Here is a 22407-nt window from a genome sequence, read left to right on the forward strand (position 1 = left end):
AACGCATGCCGGAGATCCCTTAAGGGACCTCCGGCATGCGTTCGTATTACTTCATCGCCTCGTTATACCGCTCGACGTATTCCTGCCATGTTTTCGTCCATGTTTCCTCATATTTCGCTTTACCCGCTTTGTCGATTTGCTCGACGAAACGATTCCATGCGCTTTCGAACTCATCTGCGGATTTCGCGAGGATGAGCTTCGGAATTTCTTTGTTCAACGTATCCTCGAACTTCTTGAAGATCGCCTTGGTCTCTTCAGGCTCGTTCAGCTGCCACAGCAAAGCCGGTACAGGCTCAGGCTTCGGCAAGAAGTCCGACCATGTCGTTTTGCCGTATTTGGACAGCACTTCTTTGGTCAAATCATCGTAACTGGCGATGACCGCTTCCTTCGTATTCGGTGTCGCATAGTCGCCATCCTCAAGCTTCGCGCCGTCGCCTATGCTGAACGAAGTGATCGGTCCTGCCGGGCCATCTGTATATTTCAAGTCAGGCGACATCTTCGCTTTGTCCAGATAATCCTGCTTCTGGACGCGTTTGCCATCCTTCACTTCATAGTGCAAGCCTTCAACACCCCAGTTTATCGCCTTCTGCCCTTCATCCGAGAACATGAAATCAATCATTTGAATAATACGTTCCGGATCCTTGGCCTTGTTGCTGATCGCCCAGTTGCTGCTGGATCCGCTCGGGGTCACGACAAAGCTATGATCTTCCGTGTTTTCGTCAATGTAGAGCGGTATTTTGGCATATTGACGCTCCAGCTTCCCTGAGGCCACAATTGATTTCTCGGCGCCATTGAGCAGCCATCCCGGCATAAACTCAGCCAAGACCCGGCCCTGTGCGATCTTCGCCAGATTCTCTTCGCCTTTGCCAAAGATATTCTTGTCCATTAAACCTTCCGATTGAAGCTTATTGAGAAATTGATAATACCTCTTGGCAAACGGTTCCGTCAATGCGAACTTGACGTTGTTGTCTTTATCGATCATATTGAACCCTTGATCCGGCAAACCCGCTGCCGCAATCGCCGGATTAGCGAACGTCAATCCGCCCCAATAGGCGGAGAAAGGGATCGTTTCCTTTCCGTCGATCGTCGGATGCTTCGTGTAATAGTCTTTCAGAACACCGACCAGCTGATCCAGCGTCTTGAGCTCCGGATATCCGGCTTCCTTCAGTACGTCGTATTGAACGAGGAACGATGCCGCCGCATTGGCAGGCGCTTCCTGGGTGAGGTTCACGCCATAAAGGGAATAGATATGACCGTCCGTGTCACGAAGAAGCTCGTAGTTTTTGCCGAATCGCTTCTTGATGTTCGGTCCATATTGGTCGATCAAATCCTCCAGTGGAATGATCGCGTCTCCATCGCGGTACTTGCCGGTCATGTTAGGCGACATGAACAGCAGATCTGGATAATCGCCCGAAGCCAGCCAAAGGTCCATCTTCTGGGCCTCGTCTCCAACGATTGGCTGGTATTTGATGGAAACCCCGGTTTTCTCGGTGATCAGCTTGTCGACAGGCGTTTCCCATTTCAGCTTGGAATCCGTTATGGACATCGTGTACGTAATCGGTCCCGTCGATTTCGAGCCGTTCTCCGGGGTCTGTGCTCCCGTATTACCCGCTTCATTCTTGTCCGCGCAGCCCGCCATCAAGGACACCGCAAGTGCGATACTGATGATACCAAATAATTTCTTTTTCAACTTCATGACACCCTCTCTTCTTGGCCATTATATATCAACAGAGAACGCTCTGCGGATATCTCATTCCTTGACGGCGCCAATCAGCGCGCCTTTGATGAAATACTTCTGCAAGAACGGATAAACCAGGAGGATCGGCAGCGTAACGACAATCGTCATGGTAGCTCGTATCGCCTCCGGCGTGACATTGCTTAGTGCCTCGCTGTCAACATACCCCGTCGAGGAGGCGTTGCTGACCATCTGGCTCGTCGATTGCAGCAGTACCTTCATGAGTTCAAACTGAAGCAGATTCAAATTATCCCGCGTGTTATACAGATAGTTGTCGAACCAGGAGTTCCAATGCCCGACGGAAATAAATAGCAGAATCGTCGCCAGAACCGGTATGCTGCACGGGATAACGACCCGGAACAGCACTTGAAAATCGCTTGCGCCGTCCAGTCTCGCCGATTCAATGAGCCCTTCCGGCAGCTGTTCGATCGCGGTTCGTATGATAATGACGTTGAACACGCCGATCAAACCGGGAATGATATAAACCCAGAAGGAATTGGTAAGTCCCATACCTTTGATCAACAGGTAAGAAGGAATAATCCCTCCACTCACATACATGCTGATGATCATGAGCAGGTTGATCGACTTTCGAAGGATGAACTCTCTTCGCGAAAGGGTATAAGCCAGCATGGTTGTGCAGACGAGCGAGAGAAAGGTGCCCAGCAGCGTTCGAACAACCGAACGGACAGCCGCCATATAGAGCGCATCTTCTTGAAAGATGATCTGATAGTTATTCCACGTGAATTGATTGGGCCAGAAATAGACTTCCCCTCTCATTGTGTCTAGAGGATCGTTCAACGATACGGCCAACAAATTGATGAACGGATATAATGTCGCAAATCCCAGCAAGGCCAGCAGCGTATAATTAATGATATCGAAGGTTGCTTCCCGGTAACGTGTCATGCTTGCAGGTAATACCTCCTTTTCGCCTTAAAACAATCGGATGCCGCTAAACTTACTGGCAAGCCGGTTGACTCCGATAACGAGCACCAGACTGATGATCGTTTTGAAAATGCCGAGCGCGACACCGACCGAATATTGTCCGGAACCAAAAGACAGGTTCAGGGCATATAAATCGAGCACTTCGGAATAATCGAGCACGAGCGGATTGCCGAGCAGGAACTGGGACTCGTAGCCGATGTTAATGATCGAGCCAAGCGACAGGATCAAGAGAATAACGGCTGTCGGCATGATGCTTGGAATCGAGATATGCCACATCTTGTGGAAGCGTCCCGCGCCATCCACGTCCGCAGCTTCATATAAATCCGGATTGATCCCGGCGAGTACGGCCAAATAAATAATGGTGCTCCAGCCCAGCTCCTTCCAGAGCCCGACCGTCGTATTGATAAACCAGAACCATTCGCCCTTACCCATGATGAATATCGACTCGTCGATCCAACCAAGCTTGAGCAGCATGTGGTTCACAAACCCGTCAGGCGACAAGAATGTAATGACGATGTTCGCAATGACGACCATGGAGACAAAGTGGGGAATATAGGTCACGGTTTGAATCGTCCGCTTGAACAATGTTTTTCGAACTTCGTTAAGCAGCAGTGCCAAGGTAATCGCGCCGACGAATCCAGTGACCAGACTCATGCTGCTCATAACCAAGGTATTGCGCATAACCAGGAAGAAGCGTTCATCGTTGAACAGTGTGATGAAATTATCCCAGCCGACGAAAGAGCTCTTCCAGATGCCTCTGCCAGGGGAATAATTCTGAAAGGCCATGATCCATCCCCAGAGGGGAACATATTGAAAGATGAACATCAGAATCACGAAAGGGACCGACATCAGCAGCAGCTGATATTGTGCGGCGAGCCTGCGTATCACGTTCTTCTTGCCGGATTCCGGGCCCAGTCGGGTTATTTGCGTTGTTTGCATCTCTTGAATCCTCACCTCCATACCCTTTTTGCGCGTGTTGTCGTTTTTCATTATAGGTATCGCAGCAACCCTCAAACAACCATCGAATGTTTAGAGTTAACCGTTGTAATTAAAGTACTTTCTATGGGCGCGTTCAGATCGCCGGTAATGATTAAATACGCAAAAAAGACCGCAGATGAAAATGCGGTCCATTCCATATCGTGTTTCGTGATTTCTATTTGCCAAGGCTGCAGTTAACCGCTTACCGTGAACGCCGCTCCGGCCCATGGGTATGCAGGATCCTCCAGACTGCCGTCCTTGTAGGTGGAAATAAGCGCCCATCTATCCAAGCCGGAGACGTTGGGGTAAGAGGAGTGAAACAGCAGATCGTGGAAGATAATGGCATCCCCCGGGGAAGCCGGCAGATCGACGATCTGTGACGGGTCGATGTCTTCTTCACGCAGACGATTGATGAAGCCAAGTCCATCCGAGCTGTCCCCGCCATGATGAAGATCGCCCGCCAAATGGGAGCCGGGCACGATCCGCAAGCAGCCGTTATCCGGAGTGGCATTGTCCAGCGCGATCCATACCGAATATTTATGGCTGCCTTCCCAGTACGGATAATCCTGATGCCAGGGCGAGCCGAAGTCGGCTGCCGCGTTTTTGAAAACCAGCTTGTCGCTGAGGAAGATGACATGCGGGCCGATGATCGTCTTCAACGCCTCGATCATTTCCGGCTTCGCGGCGGTTGTCCTGAACAGGGAACTTGCTAAGGCAAGACCTACATAGACGCCGGTATGGCCGGCTCCGGCACCGTCTGCGCCTACGATCTTCCCCGCTTCCTCCTTCAGCAGCCGAACATCCTCCGGCGTGAATAATTCCTTCATCACCGCATATCCGTCTTTGTTAAACTGCTCCCTTAGTGAAATACTCAAGGTTCGACACTCCTTCGTTTCGATTTATTCCAAATCGCCACTCCGAATTTCCGTGGGGGTATGTTTCTTAAGTGCTTTGACCATACGGGCAAAATGATACGAAGTCTTGAAGCCGCAGCGCTCCGCGATATCCCCGATTGGCAGCCCCGTCCCGCGCAGCAGCTCAATGCCGCGCTCCACCCGGTAACGCCAAAGATACTGCCTGGGCCTTAGCCCTTCGTGCTGATGGAACAGACGAGTAAGATAGCCCGGCGACAAATTCGCCGCACCGGCCAGATCATCAAGAGTCAGCTCTTCCTGGAAACGCTCCTGGATGAGTGTCTTTACCTGCGAAATGGCGGGATGAGTTTCGGAGTAGGCGCTTTTCCGGCAATCGGCAGCGTACAGCTGGAAAGCGGCCAGGGCAAGCGTATGCCCGGCGCTGGTATTCGCCGCCCCCTGTTTATGCAGCCCGACCAGAATATCAATCAACTGGGTCATCTGCTCCGAAGCCGCCAGAACCTGCGGCAGCACTGCCAGCATTTCCAGTGACTCCGCTTCGATCTCATAGTCAAAAACGGTAATCCAGCGATGCCAGGTTTCCGCTTTCTCGGCAGACGAGATGTATACGCGATGTCCCGGCAGCAGAAGAAGAACTTGACCGGGAAGCACCTCAGTCACCCTTCCGTCGATATTCACCTGCATCGATCCCGTATGAAGCTGTACGATCTGCAGCTCGCGCTGCATATGGGGACCGTACGTACAACCCGGAACATTGACGATGGTTCCGGCAAAACATTCTTTCACGATAAAAGCCGGACCACCTCCCCCGCTGTTCGCCACCATCTCGTAATCTCCCATCGTTCGTTCATGATTTAAAATTATCTTATAATACGCAGAATGAAAATGCACAGGATCAGCTTCTTTGTGTCTGTAATCGTTATTTCAGATCTGTATTGACATCCGAAAACAGCCTTTGTTATTATATCCGCATTGGATATATCCATTATAGATATAACGTAAATGGATACAAACAAGGGAGGTTTTTATTTGTCCCGGAGCAATTCCCTGGATAATGAGCTGCTCACAGACGCCGCCTATTATATACTGTTGTCACTGCTCATTCCCAGACACGGGTATGGCATTATGGGCTATATCGAGCAGTTGACGGACAAAGAAGTAGCCATCGGACCTGCGACGGCCTACACCTTGATTAAGAAGCTGCTGGGCAGCCAGTATATTGTGCTCTCTGATGAAATAGACAACGAGCGGCGCAAGACTTACAGAATCACGGAAAAAGGCAAGCGCATTGTGACCGACGAGATACAGCGGCGCTCGCGTATGGTGCAGCACGGACTGAAGGCGCTGCAATCTGCAGAGGAGGAGTCGGATCATGAGTAAGCAACATCAATATGTGGCATCTTTCTGACCGCATTCGGCGATATCGTAAGCTTTCCCGTTCTCATGACGTATATTTCCCTTGTTATCAGGCTCAGAAGCGTCAACGAACCCTATTAATTCCAAATTCCATCCAGAAAGGAATCGCCCTCCATGCTGAAAGAACGAATCGAATTTCTGTGCAAAAAGAAAAACATCTCACGCAAGGAGCTCGTCGAAGGGTTGGTTACCCAAGCCCATCTCGCCAACATCTTGGCGGAGCGGTATCCGCTGCCCCCGGACTTGGCCGAGCATATGGCTCTTCGTCTGGGGGTTGCCCCCTCTTATCTGCTCCAGGTATCGACTGCGGATGAAGCTGTGCTGGAGCGCGCCGAGCACATCTTCGGGGAATTGAGCCAGCCGGCAGGATCCGTGCCGGAGAGCGCCGTGAATGATTTGGCGGACAAGGACGATGCGCTGACGATCGAGTTGACCACCGCCCTGATGAAGGCCGTTTATTACCAGCAGATGAACGACACCGCAGCATACGACTATCTGCATACCTCCTACCTGAATGACTATCTGGAGAAATTCGGCCGGCCTGACGAGGTGGCTGCTCCTCTTCCTCTCCAGAAAGCGCTCCTCTATTATAAAATTCATTATTTCCGCTCCAAAAGCCGCTACTACGAGGTGATGAACCATGTAGAACGGTTGCGCGAGCGTGTCCAGGCGGGTTCGGAAATATGGCTGACGGTTCAGAATATAAAGATGGAAGCCTGCGTCTATCTGAAACAATTTGAGCAGGCCAAGACCGTGTTCGAGCATACGATGCGCCATGTATATGACGACCGGCTGTTTCACCGGCTCGCCGGTCTTTATGTGGCCCACAGCGGCTTCTGCTTTGCAATGGGTCTCGTTCAGGAGGCCTTATTGGCACTCTCCATGGCGGAAGCCAACCTTGTGTATGCGATGAACCAGGGGGATGTCATGACCTCCATTATGAACAACCGGATCATTATCCTCACGATGACGGGTGAGCTGGAGAAAGCAAGCGAGGAGATCGGCCGCTTCGAAGCCATGGTTGAACGAGAAGCATCCGAGATCAGGCAATTGATGCTGCCTGTCACGCTTATTTACCGGTGCGAGGTGGCTTCTGCGCGGAAGGACTGGGCGGTGCTTGCCCAAAACGTGGAACAGCTGGAGGCAGCCTCCACGACAGAGGATCAGCATATGGCGCTGGTCTACTATCTAAGCCAGCTTGCTTTATCCCGCGGGGATCAACCGGCGTTTCTCGGCTACGCGATGGAATGCCTGCCTTATTTTGAGTCTGCCTCGCACATGGCGCGTCTGGAGCAGCTGTATGAGGCGCTGGCCATTGTCTCCGAAGATAGCCGCCGGTACAAGGAATCTTCCTATTATTACCATAAACTGGTCGAGGTGCTGCGTAATAACAGCGCCACGCGCGTCTGAATGGCCTTTCAAATCGTGCATCCTTGCAAAACAACTGACAATCCGGCTAAATGAATCGCCCTATGGGGTGGAAAATTTTGCGGATTGTCTTCTTTTTGTCCAAAAAAAAGAACCATACAGGCAAATAAAAAGGGGATTTTCCTCTTTCTTTTCGATGTCCCCAAACCCATTGTACCAGTGATTGCTGGCCGATATACTTGGGTTACAAGAAAGAGAAGAGACGGACATCACCGCCATTCATCCAAGACCAATCCGTTTCTGTCTCAATCCAATAACGTGAAAAGGTGTGATCGCGATGGGACTTTTCGGAAAAAAGAAGAAACCACAGGATGCATTGGAGCAAGCTGACCAGGCGTTGAATAAAGGTCTGACAGGACTATTTGTGAAAGGGTTTGTATCCAAGGAGCACCGGGAGATGATGAACCAAAGCCTGGATTCCGCCAAGCAGGCACAACTGGCTGCAAGCGGCGCGATCCCGCTGACCGCGACGGCTGCCGTGCTGTCCATCAGCGATACGGGCAGGCTGATTAATTTCGACCCCGTTGTTGTGATGGAACTGGATGTGACGGAAACCAGCGGCAGCCAGTATAAGAAAACGTTGGAGACATTGGTGTCCAAGCTGCAGATTCCCCGGGTCGGCGACCGCATCGGGCTGGGTCAGAATCCAGGAAATCCGATAGAAGTCGTGTATTTGGGCCTACTTCCGTAACCTGCGGGCAGCTCCCGCCCTGCTTTCTGTTTGATGGCATCACCTGGTAACTCTTAGTGTTACCAGGTGATGCCTTTCCTGCGTTTTACCTATGTCAGTTCTGATTCCCCTCTAGTTAACCGCCCGCAATGATAGTCAATCAGATCTTGTTCTTCTGTGCTTTCGGCCATAGGGTGTAGCTGAAACTAATGAGAAAGTCTATGACGAGAATAAGCGTCCATAGCTGGATGACATGCATCAGACTGGAGGTGCGTTCCTCCGCATTCACCATCAGAATCATGCCTAAGAGCAGCGCGCATCCGATCATCCAGGCAATTGCGTGAAGGAACCAGGCCTTCCGCTCATTTCGGGCATGTTCCTTGCCGTGTTTGACTCTCTTCTCCGGTGCAGGGCCATGGGCGAAACGATGGGCAAAACGGACATCCGCCCAGCGGATCATCCGATGCCCGTAGGCAACCGAGACGCCGATATAAATCGCAGCCAGTCCATGAACGCCGCTTGCCGCTGTGCCACCCCGCAGATCGGCAACGGTAGCAACAAGAAGAATGAGATCAATAACCGGTGTACAGTAAAGCAGAACCGCTCCAGTCCTCCTGGCTTTCAACAGGTATCGGCAGGCCAGCCCCGCCAGGACAAACAACCAGAAAGCAATTTCACAGCCAATAATAACTGCGGTTATCATCATCATTCTCCTTTTAATACAGTCGTGTTATATAAATTATAGCGCGACTGTTTTATAAAATACAACTGTGTTATAATAAAACATGCCTAAAATCGTCGATCACCAGCAGCGAAAAGAGAATATTGCGGAAGCCGCTTGGCGTGTCATCCGCCGTGAGGGGATGGACGGAGTATCGGTCCGCCGGATTGCACAGGAAATGGGTATTTCCTTGGGATCGCTGCGGCATTATTTTGACAATCAGAGCGAGCTTCTCGCTTTTTCCATGAGGCTTGCTTCGCAGCGTGTCCATGCCCGTATAAGAAATCTGCCGTTTAGCGGGGATATCCGCCATGACATCGAGCAGGTTATCGCCCAGTTGCTCCCCCTTGACGAAGAACGGCGCTCGGAAGCGGAGATTTGGCTGGCCTTTGCGGGTAAAGCAATCTCCGATTCCGAAATCCGGATCATGAGCCAGGATATCCATGACGAGCTGCGCGCCGGATTCAGGCTCATCATTGATCAGCTGACCGCTTCAAAGCTGACGCCCTCCGCTATCGATGCCGAGTATGAAGCCGGCAGGCTGCATGCGCTTGTTGACGGGCTGGTCGTCCATCATACGGTTTATCCCGACCGGGTGAACAAGAGTGACATGATCTCCATCGTTTCCCGGCATCTGGACAGTCTGCTGGCAGCCTCACCACGCCAATAATATCCATCCAGTCCACGAAAGCAGGTTGAACCTATGACGCAGCGCTCTGTTTCATCCAAGCTTCAAGTCATTATTACCGGTACGACGGGGATGGTCGGTGAAGGCGTGCTGCATATAAGCCTGGAGCATCCCGATGTGGAACGCGTTCTGGTCATCAACCGCAAGCCATGCGGGGTCGCCCATCCGAAGCTGACGGAAATTCTGCACCAGGACTTCTTTGACCTGTCGCCGATCGAGCAGCAGTTAGCCGGATATAACGCCTGCTTCTTCTGTCTTGGGGTATCGTCGGTTGGAATGAAGGAAGCGCAATACGCCAGGCTGACCTATGATCTTACGCTCCATATGGCCGAGTTGCTTGTTCTCCTGAATCCGGATATGATCTTCAGTTATATCTCAGCCAGCGGCACGGACAGTACCGAGCGCGGGAGAAGCATGTGGGCCCGGGTAAAAGGAAGAACGGAGAACCAATTGCTCCGAATGCCTTTCAAAAAAGCATATATGTTCAGGCCGGGCTATATCCACCCCATCAAGGGGCTCAAAAATACCCATGGCTATTATTCCGCCGTGTCCTGGCTTTACCCGCTGCTGAAGCGGTTCCTCCCCCAGTATGCCGTGTCCTTGAAGGAGCTTGGGACGGCTATGATTCATACGGTAAGCAAAGGCTATGATTCACCCATCCTGGAATGCAGCGATATTCATAAGCTAGCCAAGTGAGTCAGGGGCAGCAGTATCTTCTTTAGAGCTTCCATTGCCAATGGATTATATAAATCTTCCGCATCAGCCCCAGCAGACTCTTCCATGCCGTTGAAGAGTCTGTTTCTGTTGTTTATACTAGAATCTATTAGCCCATCCTCCCGATGCGGGGTGATGAGGTAAGACAGGGGATAAATAGAATTGAGCGAGAATGAATGGGATTGGGCCCGCGGTATTGTGCTGCTGGACCGCACGAACGAAGCGGCAAAACAGGATATTAGCTATCCCTTCGCGCTTGATGAGCTGATTGGCCGCGAAACCGGAGACGGCGGTCCATCGGTGTGCCATCTCTGGCGGCATCCGCGGGCCTTCGTCATCGGCTCGCGGGACAGCCGCTTGCCTGGCGCCGCCCAGGCCGTGCGCCTGCTGCAGGAAGAGGGTTATTCAACGCTTGTCCGCCATTCCGGCGGGGCCGCCGTGCCGCTGGACACGGGCGTTGTCAATGTATCGCTCATTCTGCCCGGCCAGGGGGTACACGGGCAGGACATCTACCGCGACTTTGACCGGATGTACGCGTTGATCCGCACAGCGGTCGCTTCCCTGGGCGCGGAAGCGCATAAGGGGGAAGTTCAGGGTTCTTATTGTCCAGGCGACTATGATCTGCATATCCAGGGATTGAAATTTTGCGGGATCGCCCAGCGCAGACAGCTGCGCGCCACTATCATCCAGGCTTTCGTCCTGGCGGAGGGCCCGGCACAGGCCCGCGCCCGGCGGGTGCGGGCTTTCTATGAACAGGCCGCTCTCGGGGCCGAGCCGGGGTCTTATCCCTTGATCGAAGACGATCGGATGACCAGCCTGGAGGAAGGACTCGGCCTTGGGGAGAGCGGAGCCCGCGCCTTCACGCAAGCGGTTCATGAAGTTCTTCAGGCGGGCCGGAGCCCACAGGAAGCAGCAGCCTCAGCCGGTCTATTCCGGATGCCGGAGGAGAACGCCCTGCAGAGCATGTGCGAGCAGCTCAAGCAGCGGTATGCGGTGCCGGAAGCCGGGCGATAATACAGCTGCTGCACCCGCTCCAAATTAGAGGCCCGATTATGTTCGACTTGCCCGGCCTGCGCCGAAAACCGCTTCCACCTCGTCTTTGATCGTATGGAGAGACCCGCCTGCCAGTTGTTCCAGATCTGTCGAAACCTTTCTCATGTCTGTTAAAGCCAGCAAGCCGTAGATCTCATTCTGCACCGCGTCATCGGCCCGGTATACGACGCGGCGGCCGGTTGCTTCCGACAGCGCCCGGGCCAGATCATATAAGGTCCAGACCTTCGGTGCCGTCAGTTCATAGGTTCGGCCCGCATGACCGTCCTCCGTCAGTACGGCAGCTGCCGCACGCGCCAAATCTCTTCTATCCGCCGTATTGAATATCCACTTTCCGCGGGGACTGACTAATCCGCCGCTTGCTGCCGCCTCGCGTATGCCAAGTGCCCTAATGAGTTCTGTATAATAAGCATTGCGCAGAAAGGTAAATGGAATTCCGCTTGCGTGAATCATCTGCTCCGTATCCAAATGCAGGCGGTGCAGACGCCCTTGTCCGGCATAGGCCATGCTGGTATAGATGAGATGTTTAATTCCTGCTTTCCCCGCAGCTTCCAGCGCAGCGGCATGCTGCCGCAGCCGAACGGCATCGTTGGCATGCGAAGAGGAAATAAGCAGCAGCCGGGTGGCTCCTGCAAAAGAGACCTCCAGCGAATCTGGCGCATCATAATCGCCAAATCTCACCTTCACCCCTTGTTCCGCCAGATCTGCTGCTGCATCCGGTCTGCGTACGCTTACGATCAACTCTTCTGGCGGCAGCCTGAATAGAAGCTGCCGTGCAATGAGATTGCCCAGCTTGCCGGTAGCGCCTGTCATCACAATCGGCATTCCATCATTCATCCTCTCGCTTGTTTATTTGGTTAAACGTTTAACTACTTGGCCAAGAGAAAGCGGCGGCCCCCTCTTAATCCATTCCGCCCTGCAATTTGCGAAACAGCCGGAGCAGCTCATGCATCTGCTCTTCGTTCAGCCCTTTCATCTGAGACGCAATGACCTTCCTGTTCCCCGGGAGCTCCTCCCGCAGAAGCCGCTCACCCTTCTCCGCAAGCACGATCCTGCGCTTCCGACCGTCTTCCGGGTGACCGGAGCTTTCAATGTAACCATCCTTTTCCAATGGCACAAGCAGTACGCTGATATTGGCTCTTGTTACACCGATTTCATTGGCGAGCGTCGACGGCAAAATGCTCCCGCCCGCTTTGGCAATCTCCACAAGCAGCCGGATGCGCGCTCCATTCAAGCCTCTTGAATGCCAATACTTCTCCGAAACGCCGACCAGCCGCGCTGTTGCATCCACAAGCGCAAAAAAAGTCTGCGTTTCCAGCGGCTGATTGATGACATAGTCCTGAATATCCGACATACTAATCCTCGACTCCAACTAGTTAAGTGTTTAACTATTTGTAATGTAACTTATGCCAAGCGGGAAGTCAAGCAAACGGACAACCTTCAAATCGGCCAATAAGAAACAATCCGAGTGCCCATCTATGATAAACTGATAGAAGAAATCATCTATGAGCAGCAAGGAGAATGTTACCCATGAAGCTGGTATCCTGGAATGTGAATGGCTTAAGAGCCTGTGTGAACAAAGGTTTTAATGAGTACTTCCATGAAACGGCCGCCGATATATTTTGTGTGCAGGAGACGAAGCTTCAAGAAGGTCAGATTGATCTGGACCATGGAGAAGCCTACACGCAATATTGGAATTATGCCGTCAAAAAAGGCTATTCCGGGACAGCCGTTTTTACGAAGATCAAACCTTTGTCGGTCCGCTATGGACTGGAGGAGGATGAGGAGCCTGAGGGCCGTATTCTTACCCTGGAATTTGAAGACTTCTATCTCGTGAACGTCTATACGCCCAATGCCAAACGCGATCTGTCCCGACTTCCGTACCGACTGGAATGGGAGGACCGGTTCCGCAGTTATCTTCTGGAGCTTGATGCCAAGAAACCCGTTATTGTTTGCGGCGATTTGAATGTTGCCCATCAGGAGATTGATCTGAAGAATGCCAAAGCCAATCTGGGCAATTCGGGATTTACCCTGGAGGAAAGGGACAAGATGACCCGGCTGCTGGAAGCCGGCTTTATCGATACCTTCCGGCATCTTTACCCGGACCGCACAGACGTCTATAGCTGGTGGTCTTATATGCCGAAGGTACGAGAGCGCAATGTCGGATGGCGGATCGATTATTTCCTGATCTCCTCCCGACTTGCATCCCGGCTGCTGGACGCACAAGTCGATTGCGCTATCACAGGCAGCGATCATTGCCCCGTCGTGCTGACTTTGGCCGATTCCGAGTAATAATCAAGAACCCCGCCTGCATCCTGCAGGCGGGGCTCTCCTTTTATTCTACTTCTTATTCTCCGCGCTTCTTTCAAGCAGCATATCGACAATCAGATCAATTTGTTTGACAATAGCGATTGGATCATAACGGTAGAAGGTATCAAAATCATTATAGAAAATTTGATTATTTTTCGCAGCATCCAGACCTTTCCAGATGCCGGATTCCTTCAACTGCTTCAACTGCTCGCCTTTCTTCTCCGGATCGTACGTCGTCAGGAACATATAATCGCCTTCGTATTCCGGCAAGGCCTCCATGGAAAGCTGAAGCGTTTGCTCGCCTGCGCTGTCTTTATGCGGCATCTTGAACTTCAACGCGTCGTACACAGCCTGACCGCCCCGGCCTGCATTATCTCCGAATATCCATAGATCACCCTTGTCGGTCAGCTCATAAAGCCCCAGTGTCGCATTCTCGTCAATGACACCCTTGAGTTTCTCGCGTCCTTCCTCGGCTTTCTTCTCATAATCGGCAATGAATTGCTCTGCCTTCTCCGGATTCCCTGTTATGTCTCCGAACAGATTAACCGTTTCTCGAATATTAGTAGCCGTCCCGTATGGGATGTACAGCGTCGGGGCAATTTTGGACAATGCTTCATAGCTGTCCTCGTACATGACAACAATGAGATCAGGCGCAAGCTCCAAGGTTTTCTCCACGTTGATCGGCGCGCCTACATCCTTGGCATCCTTGAGCAAATCCTTGATGAACGGGTTATCAAAGGCTGACGGCTCTACACCGACCACATTTGCCCCAACAGACAGAAGCTCCCCGCCATAGTAATCTGTCACAATCCGCAGCGGTTTTACAGGAATCTCGACAGATCCTTTCTTGGTCTCGAAGATGCGGAGCTTCGCAGCGGCCGCTTCATCCTTGTTATCCGGCTCCGGCGGCGCCTCGGCATTCTTATCACCGGCTGCCGTTGTATTGGCTGCGGGGGTTCCGCCGCCCGCTTGATTATTCTTGCTTCCGCAAGCTGACAACACGGCCAGTATCATAATGATCGCCGCCGTGATAAAAAATGACTTTCTCATAAACATAATAACCTCCCAATATATTCGTCCCATACATCCGCATTCCAAATGATAATGCGAATCATTATCATTTGGAATATTATCAGACCCCTTTAACCCTGTCAATATAAACTTTGTTGTCAGCTGTACCTGCCGGTCACCCGCCGAACGACCGGCAAGCATCCGCACACAAAAAGGCCGAAAAACCCTCAAGAGGTTGATTCGGCTGAAAATATTATTTTATGAAAATAAAATAACTGAACCCCTGATTCCGTTCCTTTTCATGCGAAAGACTCTCTACGTTCTATAGTGATTACACATTCCTCATAAGATCGCCAATAAATACAACTAAGGCCGTAAAAAGAAAAAGCGGTACAGATAAAACCATCGTTCCAATTGCTCTCAAAAGGGATCCCACACCCTGAATGCCAGATATTCCAAACGACCCAGCAGCAATGCTTGCTCCTGAAAACCAAAAAAGAAGATAGAATGGTTCAATCCTCATTCCGTCTCTAATCAGCAGAAAAAAATCCCGATTAAAAAGGGCTAAAAATAACGCCCAACACAATAAGGCAAACCATAGCGCCCACAAATTAATTTTGTTCAGTATCCGCAGCACGGTAAAGGAGTTTCCTTTCTAAATTATTTGAGCTTGCTGCTGCTCATCGCCGCTACGACCTTCACATCCTTGAACTCGCCGTTCACAAATCGCTGATAGTCCGGGGAGTCTACAGGAATCAGCGCCATTTTTCCCTCGGCATTGAAATGGATGCCCCATCCGTATTTCTTTGGGAGCATGGAGGCTCGCAGGCAGGCTTTTGGCTTCTGAAAAAATTCATCTCTGATCTGCGTTCCCCGCGCTTGCCGCTCTTCTTCGGAAATGTCCTTATGCCGGATGTGCACCTCATACAGCAGTTCTTCCTGCGTATACGCATAAGGGTGATCCGCCACAAGCTCAAACTCGATGCCGGGCTTTGTTTTGCCGCTCTTCTTGTCCGGCGGGGTCATGCCCTTCTCGGCAGTGCTATCCCTTGCCACCGTGATAAATGTGTTGTAATAATTCCACTCCATCCTGGTTGTCTCCTTTTTGGCCCTTTTGTCCCCCCATTATAACCTGTTTACACTGACAATAACGGTCAGTAATTAACAGCGCTTCCCGGAAATTTTCCCTCATGCATGGTTTCACCATCGGCGGCTATCCCACACAAACGGACCGGAAGCCCTGAGTATCCAGGATTTCCGGCCATTTTGCCGCTACCCGCCACTCACCTCATGATGCTTCACAAAGGCAGGCCCGCTTCAAGCTGTGCCAGCCCTTCGTCCATCAATTGGATCAAATTCGCTTCGGGATGTTCGGCGTAATTCAGTAAAACCGAGATAATAACCCCGATAGCAGCCCCCGACATGGTACGTACAGCTAAGTCGTCCGGCTTGCGGTCTATCCGTTTTGCTATCATCTCCGTAATCATCTGCATCGTCTGGGAAAGATTGTTCAGCATCGACGCCCGCAGCTCAGGTACCGATACGATGAGCCGGTTTCTCTCCCATACGGTCTCCAGCTCTTCGGCAGACAATTCGGACAAACCGGCCATGACCGCATTGCGCAAAGCCCGAAGCGGACTTATGTCGGCCGGCTGTTCCTCAAAGGCCGAGATAAGAATGGGGTCGTAATTGTCACTGCTGACCACGTCCTCTTTGGTTGCAAAATAACGAAAAAAGGTACTGGGCGAGATTTCCGCAGCCTCCGCAATCTGTTCCACGGTCGTGGCATGATAACCTGATTCTCGAAACAGCCGCATCGCATGCCTTTGGACGGCAGCCATGGTTTTGGCTTTCTTCCGTTCGCGCAGGCCGGCTGTTTTCTGTTGGTCAGCTGCCATTATGTTTATCCCCCTAAATGATGTGACTTGGCCTCCTCCCGGCTTTTGCTGCTTTCTTGCAGGCGCAGGAAGGACATGGCGAGCAGGATGCCAATGGCCGCAACTCCTCCGCAAACCCAGAGCATGGCGTCCATTCCGTGAATGAAGGAGGCCCGCACCGAGGCGAGCAAAGCTGTGGAATGAAGCTCATGAGCCGCAGCCGCTCCGGCTGATACACTCTGCTGCACAGCGGCTGCAGCTTGTTCCGGCAATCCGTCTATGTTCAGTTTATCACGATAGCCCGTACTTAGCACGGTACCCAGAATCGCTACCCCCATCGTTCCGCCTACATTGCGCATTGCAAAAATCAACGCCGAGCCCACTCCGCTGTGCTGGGCCGAAAGCGCGGACATGGCGGCATCCATTGCTGCCGGCAGCGCAAACCCGATGCCAAGACCGACAATGCTTATCCATATGGAAGCAAAACTGTATCCGTCGTTTATTTCTGTAGTGGCGCCAACCGCCAATCCTGCCGCAAGCAGCAGGAATCCGAGCGCTATTGTGAATGTGATCCCGATCCGTGGCTGAAGCCGGCCCGCTATCTGCGATCCGATCAGCAGACCGCCGACCAGCGGCAGCAGCCGGAGTCCGGCACCGAGTGCGTCCGCGCCTTCAACCGCCTGGAAATACTGCGGCGCCACAAACAAAATGCCAAACATCACAAAAGAAACGACGGCTGCCAGTATGGAACCCCAAGTGAAGCCGGATGAGCGGAAGAGCGACGGATCAACGAGGGGGTGAACCGCCCGGCGCTGCCACAAAATAAAAGCAGCAAGCAGCAGAAGCCCGGCTATAATGGTCGCCAGCGCTTCAGGATTGCCAAGACCCTTCTCCCCCGCCTCGATTACACCGTAGGTTAATCCGGTCAATCCGATGCTTGAAGCCAGTATGCCAATAATATCGGCACGTGGGCTATTGTCATTACGGGACTCCGGCATCAGCATATAGACAGCGAACAAAGCCACAATTATTAGCGGAATATTGATCAGGAATACGGAGCCCCAGGCATAGTTTTTGAGCAACCATCCGCCCACAATCGGTCCAAGCGGAATACCCAATGCGTTGGACATCACCCAAATTCCGATTGCTTTGGGACGCTCCTTCTCCGAGAACAGGACCGGAATGATCGACATGGACAGCGGCACCAGCAGAGCACCGCCAAGTCCAAGAAGCGCCCGGCCGGCTATAAGCTGCGCTGAAGAATCCGCGTAGGCGCAAACAAGCGAAGATGCTCCGAACAGCAGCAGTCCGGCAAGCAGCATTTTCTTGCGGCCCAGCCGGTCTCCAAGCAGCCCGGCCGGCAGCAGCGCCGCAGCAAAAACAAGATTGTACGCATCGGCAAACCATTGCAGCTCCCGGTTGGATGCATGCAGATCAGAAGCCAGTGTGGGCAGGGCCAAATTGAGAATCGTCAGATCCAATCCGACCGCAAGCAGCCCGATGGCGAGCGCTCCCAGCATCCACCATTTGCGATTTTCCATCTTTATCATGACAGTTACCACCTTTCAACATTTACTTTATAATGACACTTTATTTCATTTGATAGTTACTGTCAAATTATAAAATTATTTAGATGAAGCGCAAAAAAGCCGTCCCTCAAAAGGAACGGCTCGTTGTCTTGCCCGGCGTTTCATTTGCCGCAAGGTTTATCCCATCTATTTATCATATAAATGGAGGAGCTCCTGGATCTGGCGGCTGTTATTATGGTCCACGGCAGCAAAATAGGGCAATTGCCATTTTTGCGTGGCAATCGCTTGTTTGCTTGTGGGGGTGTCCCAAGCAGGGTAAACGCGAATGGCCATTTTCCCTTTAACAGACCCGGTCTTAAGGATATTGTGCTGCATCAGCACCTCTTTTGGAAACACGAATTGCCCAAAAGCATGACTGTCCGCAGCAAAGGTATGAATAACCCATAAATCAGCAGCATTTTCATATGAAAAAGCCTGATTTTTATTATCCGGGCCCTTTTCCCAAAAGGCCACAAACTGCCCTGTCTTGGCAGGCGTTATTTTGGCTACTCTAAATCGGACCGATCTGGAATTGAGCAGAAAAACCCCTGCCCCGTAATCGGCATTTTGCGTTTCTTCCTGGATGGCTTGTATAGAAAGGTGATTCGGTTCATAAACCCTTTCATTCACATAAGCTAATGCCTTGCAGAAGCTGTTCATGGCCGTACTCCTTACTGGAAATCGGGAATATCAATCTATGATCGGCTCGTTTGCGACAAGGGGGGCCAGCTCGTCCCGCGCTTCCTTCAACCAGGGGTGAACCACCCTTAATTTGTCACGCTGCTGCCAGAGATAATCAATATAAGCAAAGGAAGCATGTTCCAGGGATTTATTCAATTCCTGCAGGATCTCCCGGATATAAGGCGGGCTGCCTTGCTGGTCCCATTGGATTTTGTCCGCGACAAACAGAATCTTGTCCATTGGGGTGGATTGTTTTCTCAGTGTCGTGTGACATCCAACGGCATCCAGAATGTCCGGGTTGGTTATGTCAAACAGATCTCTGGCCATTTCTTTCGATAATTTTTGATGAATGATCATAGGGAAGATTTCTTCTTCCGGCAGAACCTCCACCCCTAACTGGCGGGCAATGGAAATTCTTGTTTCATTCGGAAAAACAACGCTGATATCATGCAGATAACCGGCAACCTCCGCATCTTGCGGGTCCGCGCCGAATAGCCCGGCAATTCTTCGGGCTTCTTCCCCGACTTTCATGCAGTGAACCGCTGTCACTTCGCGGCCATTCTCCACAAAATAACGATATACATCCTCACGTAAATTTCCTGTCAGCCTGCTTCTGGATAATTCAGCGTACACATTTTGCATACCCTATCCCTCCTCAGCTATTTTAACAAGTCACTTACAGCTTATCATTTTCCGACGAAGATCGCTTCTATCTGTGCATCCATCGAAACTTTTTGCATCCATTGGTGTAAGAATAGGTACAGCTTTATTTTACGCGCGGGTTTGGTTATAGTACCAATGGCCTGATTATTAATGGGGCGCAGTCATCTTGTCATCCTGCGGTTCATGCTACATACTGGAGCCAAGGCCAAGAAGAACCGGCTAACACCGTCCTTTGCGGCGTAGCCAAGTTTCTTCCCTTTGCAATATAAGCCTGGTATAGGTGAACACCAGACCATTGGTCCTGCTGTTCAAATCCTGCTGTTTCGTTTATGGATAGATAACGAGAGTTCCATCATAGAGGAATGAAATCGTCAAAGAAGGAGAGGTTTGCCTTGAACAAAAAGCCCATAGACAGCTACATCGGTCCCCGAGGCTCGCGCTCAAAGAAAGACAGAACCATGCTATTGATCATGCTGGCATCCGGAGCCATATTCATTATTATCTGCGGAATTTCATACGGTATTTTTACTAAACCGCTCGGATCCGGTCCCAAGCAGACGGCGGCGGAAATTGAGCAGCCTGGGAATCAGCCGGCTGGAGACAACGAGGATGACGGCCCAGCCCCTGACCTCTCTGCGGGCGACGGACAAGCTTCCGGGAATGCTTCGGCGGGAAATGAGCCAGCCGGACAGACTGAGCAAGGTGAAAGCGAATCCGCCGCGACAGAGGAAACCGGCTTAGATACGGAGGACAAGCCCGCCAGCACGGAGCCGACCGGCACCGAAACAGCTGACAAAACGGAGACCTCCGGGTCCGGAGCACTTGCCGGGGAAGACAGCACGGGAGCTGCGGATAACGGCCCGAAAGAGGTAGCGACCCAGCAGACCAGCAGCAGCGCTAAGACGGACAAGCCTGCCGGCACGACCGCAAAGCTCCCAACAAGCTATGTGGTGAAGAAAGGAGATACACTCCGGTCGATATCCATGAAATTTTATGGAACGAAGGAATATATCGAACTGCTGGCTGAGCGCAACAATATTCTTCTGATTAATGATATGAAGGTCGGAGATACCCTGACCATTCCCGCGTTATCCTCCGCCAGCGGCTCAGCTTCAGGGAAGAAGCAGGATAACAGCAGCGCCTATGCCAAGGTCACTTTGCCGGCAACCTATTTGGTGCAGCCCGGCGACACCTTGTACAATATTTCGAAGCAATTTTACGATTCCAAAGATTATGTGGAATTGATTGCCGCCCAGAACAAGCTCAAGGCAACCGAGGATTTGAAAGCGGGCAGCTCCTTAACGATACCCGCCCTTCCAAAGGCCAAGCCCGGTAGCGGAAGTACCGCGAAGCCGCAGGCTGTGAAGAATCATACCGTTCTGGAGGGAGAGACGCTCTCCAGCATTTCCAGGACCTATTACGGCTCCAGCAAATATGCCAAAACCATATCGGAATACAATCATGTGGCCAATAGCGACACGGTAAAGGCCGGAGATGTGCTGAAAATCCCCAAGCTATAAGACGACCTGACTTGCCCATAACTGCCATTTTCAAAAGCCAGCCTAGGTGCTGGCTTTTGCTGTGTTCTTGTCCGGGCAGATGCAGCTTGCTTCCAATCTTTAATAATAATTTAGGCCTGTTCTACCGTTTATTCGACTATAATTGGAACCGTATATCATTTCCATTGTCCGTAAAGTGGCGAAAAGAACATACCATTACGGCTCTAACGGACAAAACGGGACTGCGCTTGCCTACAATGAAAGGAGCTCTACACTATGAAAAAGATTCAGGCTCTGATTCTCGCCATTTCCTTGCTTACTCTCGCTTTCTCCGGTGCTGCCTACGCGGCGGAGCAAAAAAAACCCATCCGTGTATGGGTTGGTGAACAAGAAGTTACATTCGACGTCCCCCCTGTTGTGGCAAACCAAACGACTTATGTTGAATTTAAAGGCTTATTCAAGGCATTGAACTACACGGTTGCTTATGATGCCAAAACAAAAATGGTAACCGGAAAAGGCTCCCATGCCATCCAGATTAATATCGGAACGGGACAAGCTTCCGTTGACGGCAAAGCTGCCGCGCAGAAGCTCAAGCTGATCACGCAGAATGGCCGGATATTGATTCCGCTTCGTTTTGTTGGCGAGTCGACAGGCAAGCTCGTGAACTGGAATGCCGCTGACAAGACGATCAAGATTATGGACAACGGGCCCAGCGCCGCAGATCTGAAAAGCTTTCAAGCCGTCCTTGATAAATTGGATGCCTATGAGCTGAATGCCGATGCTAAAGACATTATCAAAGTCATTGATCCAAAATCACATTACTATGACTACTTTAAGAATATGACAGCCCAAGATGCGGATAAACCGGTCGTCCGCACTACTTCCAAGCTGGAGAAGGTTGCCGATTTTAAATCCAATTCCGCCGTCATTCTCGTCCACCATGTATCTGAGAAGGTGAGCGGAGGTTTTTATCTGAATAATGAGTCTGAATCCGAAATCACCTTGAATCGCGGTGCAGACGGACAGTGGCGATTATTTGACATTACATTCACGGATATGAAATACATCGATGCGGATAAGGTGCTGAGCAAGGAAGCCACGGTCCCCGCACCGGATAAAGAGAAAATCCTGGCTCTTATTCATCGTCAAGAAGAGTCTTCCAACAAAGAGGATCTCGACGGTTATATCGCTACATTTAATCCGGAATCATCCGATGTTGCCCTGCTAAAGGAGCAGACGGAGCAGTTATTCAGTGAATATGATTTTAAGTTTACCACGGAGAACATCACAATTGTGGATTATACCGGAACAGCAGCCGTCGTTTATTACACCCAAACGACTGAGAAATTGAACGGGCCGCAATTTCAGGACAACCGTGTCCGTGCCATTGTTACGGTCAAGAAAACAAGCGCAGGTGACTGGATATCGGAATTAGATGGACAACTGATTGATGTAGAAGCAATTGAAAACACGGATACAGATTTCTAAAAAAGCTCAAACGCCGGTAGTGATTGGTTCGTCCAATCGTTACCGGCGTTTCATAATTGCGTATTCAGCTTAATCGTTCGCAATTTGTTGATT

24 protein-coding genes are annotated in these 22407 nt (G+C 51.3%); 9 read left to right on the forward strand and 15 right to left on the reverse strand.

Translation table 11 applies throughout. From position 1 onward, the window contains the following. Nucleotides 1-46: 46 nt before the first annotated feature. The 5 genes from IEY46_RS31290 to IEY46_RS31310 form a co-directional block, all read right to left on the reverse strand. Nucleotides 47-1696, reverse strand: a complete 1650-nt coding sequence (locus tag IEY46_RS31290) for an extracellular solute-binding protein (protein WP_229750671.1) — start codon at nucleotides 1694-1696, stop codon at nucleotides 47-49. Nucleotides 1697-1750: 54 nt separating this feature from the next. Next, nucleotides 1751-2638: a carbohydrate ABC transporter permease gene (locus tag IEY46_RS31295; protein WP_188998828.1), complete on the reverse strand. Its 888-nt coding sequence runs from the start codon at nucleotides 2636-2638 to the stop codon at nucleotides 1751-1753. A 27-nt stretch (nucleotides 2639-2665) separates the two neighbouring features. Next, the gene (locus tag IEY46_RS31300; RefSeq protein WP_229750672.1) at nucleotides 2666-3616 is read right to left on the reverse strand and encodes an ABC transporter permease; all 951 of its coding nucleotides are present in this window, start codon (nucleotides 3614-3616) and stop codon (nucleotides 2666-2668) included. A 233-nt stretch (nucleotides 3617-3849) separates the two neighbouring features. Further along, complete coding sequence (locus tag IEY46_RS31305; RefSeq protein WP_188998831.1) at nucleotides 3850-4530, reverse strand: phytanoyl-CoA dioxygenase family protein; 681 nt, start codon at nucleotides 4528-4530, stop codon at nucleotides 3850-3852. Nucleotides 4531-4554: 24 nt separating this feature from the next. Further along, entirely contained in the window at nucleotides 4555-5355 is an 801-nt protein-coding gene (locus IEY46_RS31310; RefSeq protein ID WP_188998833.1) for an AraC family transcriptional regulator, read from the reverse strand. A 204-nt stretch (nucleotides 5356-5559) separates the two neighbouring features. Between IEY46_RS31310 and IEY46_RS31315 the strand changes: the two genes are divergently transcribed. The 3 genes from IEY46_RS31315 to IEY46_RS31325 all read left to right on the forward strand — a co-directional run bounded on the left by IEY46_RS31315 (nucleotide 5560) and on the right by IEY46_RS31325 (nucleotide 8065). Beyond that, on the forward strand, nucleotides 5560-5910 hold the full coding sequence (locus tag IEY46_RS31315) for a PadR family transcriptional regulator (protein WP_188998836.1): 351 nt from the start codon (nucleotides 5560-5562) through the stop codon (nucleotides 5908-5910). Nucleotides 5911-6060: 150 nt separating this feature from the next. Continuing rightward, nucleotides 6061-7356 carry a helix-turn-helix domain-containing protein gene (locus IEY46_RS31320; RefSeq protein WP_188998839.1) on the forward strand — a complete coding sequence of 432 codons (1296 nt, stop codon included), beginning with the start codon at nucleotides 6061-6063 and terminating at the stop codon, nucleotides 7354-7356. A gap of 295 nt (nucleotides 7357-7651) precedes the next feature. Next, on the forward strand, nucleotides 7652-8065 hold the full coding sequence (locus tag IEY46_RS31325; RefSeq protein WP_188998842.1) for a hypothetical protein: 414 nt from the start codon (nucleotides 7652-7654) through the stop codon (nucleotides 8063-8065). A 139-nt stretch (nucleotides 8066-8204) separates the two neighbouring features. On the opposite strand, the gene IEY46_RS31330 is transcribed toward IEY46_RS31325, so the two are convergent. Continuing rightward, nucleotides 8205-8747 (reverse strand): hypothetical protein, encoded by a 543-nt coding sequence (locus IEY46_RS31330; RefSeq protein ID WP_188998845.1) that lies wholly within the window; start codon nucleotides 8745-8747, stop codon nucleotides 8205-8207. Nucleotides 8748-8829: 82 nt separating this feature from the next. Between IEY46_RS31330 and IEY46_RS31335 the strand changes: the two genes are divergently transcribed. The 3 genes from IEY46_RS31335 to IEY46_RS31345 all read left to right on the forward strand — a co-directional run bounded on the left by IEY46_RS31335 (nucleotide 8830) and on the right by IEY46_RS31345 (nucleotide 11181). Then, a complete protein-coding gene (locus IEY46_RS31335) occupies nucleotides 8830-9435 on the forward strand; it encodes a TetR/AcrR family transcriptional regulator (protein ID WP_188998847.1) in 606 nt (201 codons plus the stop codon). 33 nt (nucleotides 9436-9468) lie between these two features. Beyond that, on the forward strand, nucleotides 9469-10149 hold the full coding sequence (locus IEY46_RS31340; protein ID WP_188998850.1) for a Rossmann-fold NAD(P)-binding domain-containing protein: 681 nt from the start codon (nucleotides 9469-9471) through the stop codon (nucleotides 10147-10149). Between the two features lie 180 nt (nucleotides 10150-10329). Next, a complete protein-coding gene (locus IEY46_RS31345) occupies nucleotides 10330-11181 on the forward strand; it encodes a lipoyl protein ligase domain-containing protein (protein ID WP_188998852.1) in 852 nt (283 codons plus the stop codon). A 36-nt stretch (nucleotides 11182-11217) separates the two neighbouring features. On the opposite strand, the gene IEY46_RS31350 is transcribed toward IEY46_RS31345, so the two are convergent. Together IEY46_RS31350 and IEY46_RS31355 are read right to left on the reverse strand one after the other, a co-directional pair. Next, entirely contained in the window at nucleotides 11218-12042 is an 825-nt protein-coding gene (locus tag IEY46_RS31350; RefSeq protein ID WP_188998855.1) for an NAD(P)H-binding protein, read from the reverse strand. Nucleotides 12043-12118: 76 nt separating this feature from the next. Then, the gene (locus tag IEY46_RS31355) at nucleotides 12119-12571 is read right to left on the reverse strand and encodes a MarR family winged helix-turn-helix transcriptional regulator (RefSeq protein ID WP_188998858.1); all 453 of its coding nucleotides are present in this window, start codon (nucleotides 12569-12571) and stop codon (nucleotides 12119-12121) included. Between the two features lie 176 nt (nucleotides 12572-12747). On the opposite strand from IEY46_RS31355, the gene IEY46_RS31360 reads away from it, so the two are divergent. Then, a complete protein-coding gene (locus IEY46_RS31360; RefSeq protein ID WP_188998860.1) occupies nucleotides 12748-13509 on the forward strand; it encodes an exodeoxyribonuclease III in 762 nt (253 codons plus the stop codon). Nucleotides 13510-13557: 48 nt separating this feature from the next. Here IEY46_RS31360 and IEY46_RS31365 read toward each other — a convergent pair whose 3' ends face one another. From IEY46_RS31365 to yqeK, 7 genes are all read right to left on the reverse strand, one after another. Further along, nucleotides 13558-14583: an ABC transporter substrate-binding protein gene (locus IEY46_RS31365; protein ID WP_188998863.1), complete on the reverse strand. Its 1026-nt coding sequence runs from the start codon at nucleotides 14581-14583 to the stop codon at nucleotides 13558-13560. Between the two features lie 286 nt (nucleotides 14584-14869). After that, nucleotides 14870-15175, reverse strand: a complete 306-nt coding sequence (locus IEY46_RS31370; RefSeq protein WP_188998866.1) for a hypothetical protein — start codon at nucleotides 15173-15175, stop codon at nucleotides 14870-14872. A 23-nt stretch (nucleotides 15176-15198) separates the two neighbouring features. After that, nucleotides 15199-15627, reverse strand: coding sequence for a DUF6157 family protein (locus IEY46_RS31375; protein ID WP_188998869.1), 429 nt, complete (start codon nucleotides 15625-15627; stop codon nucleotides 15199-15201). 209 nt (nucleotides 15628-15836) lie between these two features. After that, nucleotides 15837-16436 (reverse strand): acyl-CoA-like ligand-binding transcription factor, encoded by a 600-nt coding sequence (locus tag IEY46_RS31380; RefSeq protein WP_188998872.1) that lies wholly within the window; start codon nucleotides 16434-16436, stop codon nucleotides 15837-15839. A gap of 5 nt (nucleotides 16437-16441) precedes the next feature. Continuing rightward, nucleotides 16442-17965: a DHA2 family efflux MFS transporter permease subunit gene (locus tag IEY46_RS31385; RefSeq protein WP_229750673.1), complete on the reverse strand. Its 1524-nt coding sequence runs from the start codon at nucleotides 17963-17965 to the stop codon at nucleotides 16442-16444. 165 nt (nucleotides 17966-18130) lie between these two features. Beyond that, nucleotides 18131-18643, reverse strand: a complete 513-nt coding sequence (locus tag IEY46_RS31390) for a MepB family protein (protein WP_188998874.1) — start codon at nucleotides 18641-18643, stop codon at nucleotides 18131-18133. A gap of 30 nt (nucleotides 18644-18673) precedes the next feature. Next, nucleotides 18674-19306, reverse strand: a complete 633-nt coding sequence (gene yqeK, locus IEY46_RS31395; protein ID WP_188998877.1) for a bis(5'-nucleosyl)-tetraphosphatase (symmetrical) YqeK — start codon at nucleotides 19304-19306, stop codon at nucleotides 18674-18676. A gap of 413 nt (nucleotides 19307-19719) precedes the next feature. Here yqeK and IEY46_RS31400 point away from each other — a divergent pair, with 413 nt between their 5' ends. Together IEY46_RS31400 and IEY46_RS31405 are read left to right on the forward strand one after the other, a co-directional pair. Continuing rightward, entirely contained in the window at nucleotides 19720-20847 is a 1128-nt protein-coding gene (locus tag IEY46_RS31400) for a LysM peptidoglycan-binding domain-containing protein (protein ID WP_188998880.1), read from the forward strand. A 255-nt stretch (nucleotides 20848-21102) separates the two neighbouring features. Continuing rightward, nucleotides 21103-22314: a stalk domain-containing protein gene (locus IEY46_RS31405; RefSeq protein WP_188998883.1), complete on the forward strand. Its 1212-nt coding sequence runs from the start codon at nucleotides 21103-21105 to the stop codon at nucleotides 22312-22314. Nucleotides 22315-22407: the final 93 nt, after the last annotated feature.

The sequence above is a fragment of the Paenibacillus nasutitermitis genome, assembly GCF_014641075.1.
GTDB classification, from domain to species: domain Bacteria; phylum Bacillota; class Bacilli; order Paenibacillales; family Paenibacillaceae; genus Paenibacillus_Z; species Paenibacillus_Z nasutitermitis.

Coding starts and splice junctions, on each gene's coding strand:
- IEY46_RS31390 (WP_188998874.1), bottom strand. CDS start 18,643: ATGAACAGCTTCTGCAAGGCATTAGCTTATGTGAATGAAAGGGTTTAT.
- IEY46_RS31405 (WP_188998883.1), top strand. CDS start 21,103: ATGAAAAAGATTCAGGCTCTGATTCTCGCCATTTCCTTGCTTACTCTC.
- IEY46_RS31340 (WP_188998850.1), top strand. CDS start 9,469: ATGACGCAGCGCTCTGTTTCATCCAAGCTTCAAGTCATTATTACCGGT.
- yqeK (WP_188998877.1), bottom strand. CDS start 19,306: ATGCAAAATGTGTACGCTGAATTATCCAGAAGCAGGCTGACAGGAAAT.
- IEY46_RS31365 (WP_188998863.1), bottom strand. CDS start 14,583: ATGTTTATGAGAAAGTCATTTTTTATCACGGCGGCGATCATTATGATA.
- IEY46_RS31385 (WP_229750673.1), bottom strand. CDS start 17,965: ATGATAAAGATGGAAAATCGCAAATGGTGGATGCTGGGAGCGCTCGCC.
- IEY46_RS31325 (WP_188998842.1), top strand. CDS start 7,652: ATGGGACTTTTCGGAAAAAAGAAGAAACCACAGGATGCATTGGAGCAA.
- IEY46_RS31350 (WP_188998855.1), bottom strand. CDS start 12,042: ATGCCGATTGTGATGACAGGCGCTACCGGCAAGCTGGGCAATCTCATT.
- IEY46_RS31320 (WP_188998839.1), top strand. CDS start 6,061: ATGCTGAAAGAACGAATCGAATTTCTGTGCAAAAAGAAAAACATCTCA.
- IEY46_RS31355 (WP_188998858.1), bottom strand. CDS start 12,571: ATGTCGGATATTCAGGACTATGTCATCAATCAGCCGCTGGAAACGCAG.
- IEY46_RS31330 (WP_188998845.1), bottom strand. CDS start 8,747: ATGATAACCGCAGTTATTATTGGCTGTGAAATTGCTTTCTGGTTGTTT.
- IEY46_RS31290 (WP_229750671.1), bottom strand. CDS start 1,696: ATGAAGTTGAAAAAGAAATTATTTGGTATCATCAGTATCGCACTTGCG.
- IEY46_RS31310 (WP_188998833.1), bottom strand. CDS start 5,355: ATGGTGGCGAACAGCGGGGGAGGTGGTCCGGCTTTTATCGTGAAAGAA.
- IEY46_RS31360 (WP_188998860.1), top strand. CDS start 12,748: ATGAAGCTGGTATCCTGGAATGTGAATGGCTTAAGAGCCTGTGTGAAC.
- IEY46_RS31300 (WP_229750672.1), bottom strand. CDS start 3,616: ATGCAAACAACGCAAATAACCCGACTGGGCCCGGAATCCGGCAAGAAG.
- IEY46_RS31380 (WP_188998872.1), bottom strand. CDS start 16,436: ATGGCAGCTGACCAACAGAAAACAGCCGGCCTGCGCGAACGGAAGAAA.
- IEY46_RS31335 (WP_188998847.1), top strand. CDS start 8,830: ATGCCTAAAATCGTCGATCACCAGCAGCGAAAAGAGAATATTGCGGAA.
- IEY46_RS31295 (WP_188998828.1), bottom strand. CDS start 2,638: ATGACACGTTACCGGGAAGCAACCTTCGATATCATTAATTATACGCTG.
- IEY46_RS31375 (WP_188998869.1), bottom strand. CDS start 15,627: ATGGAGTGGAATTATTACAACACATTTATCACGGTGGCAAGGGATAGC.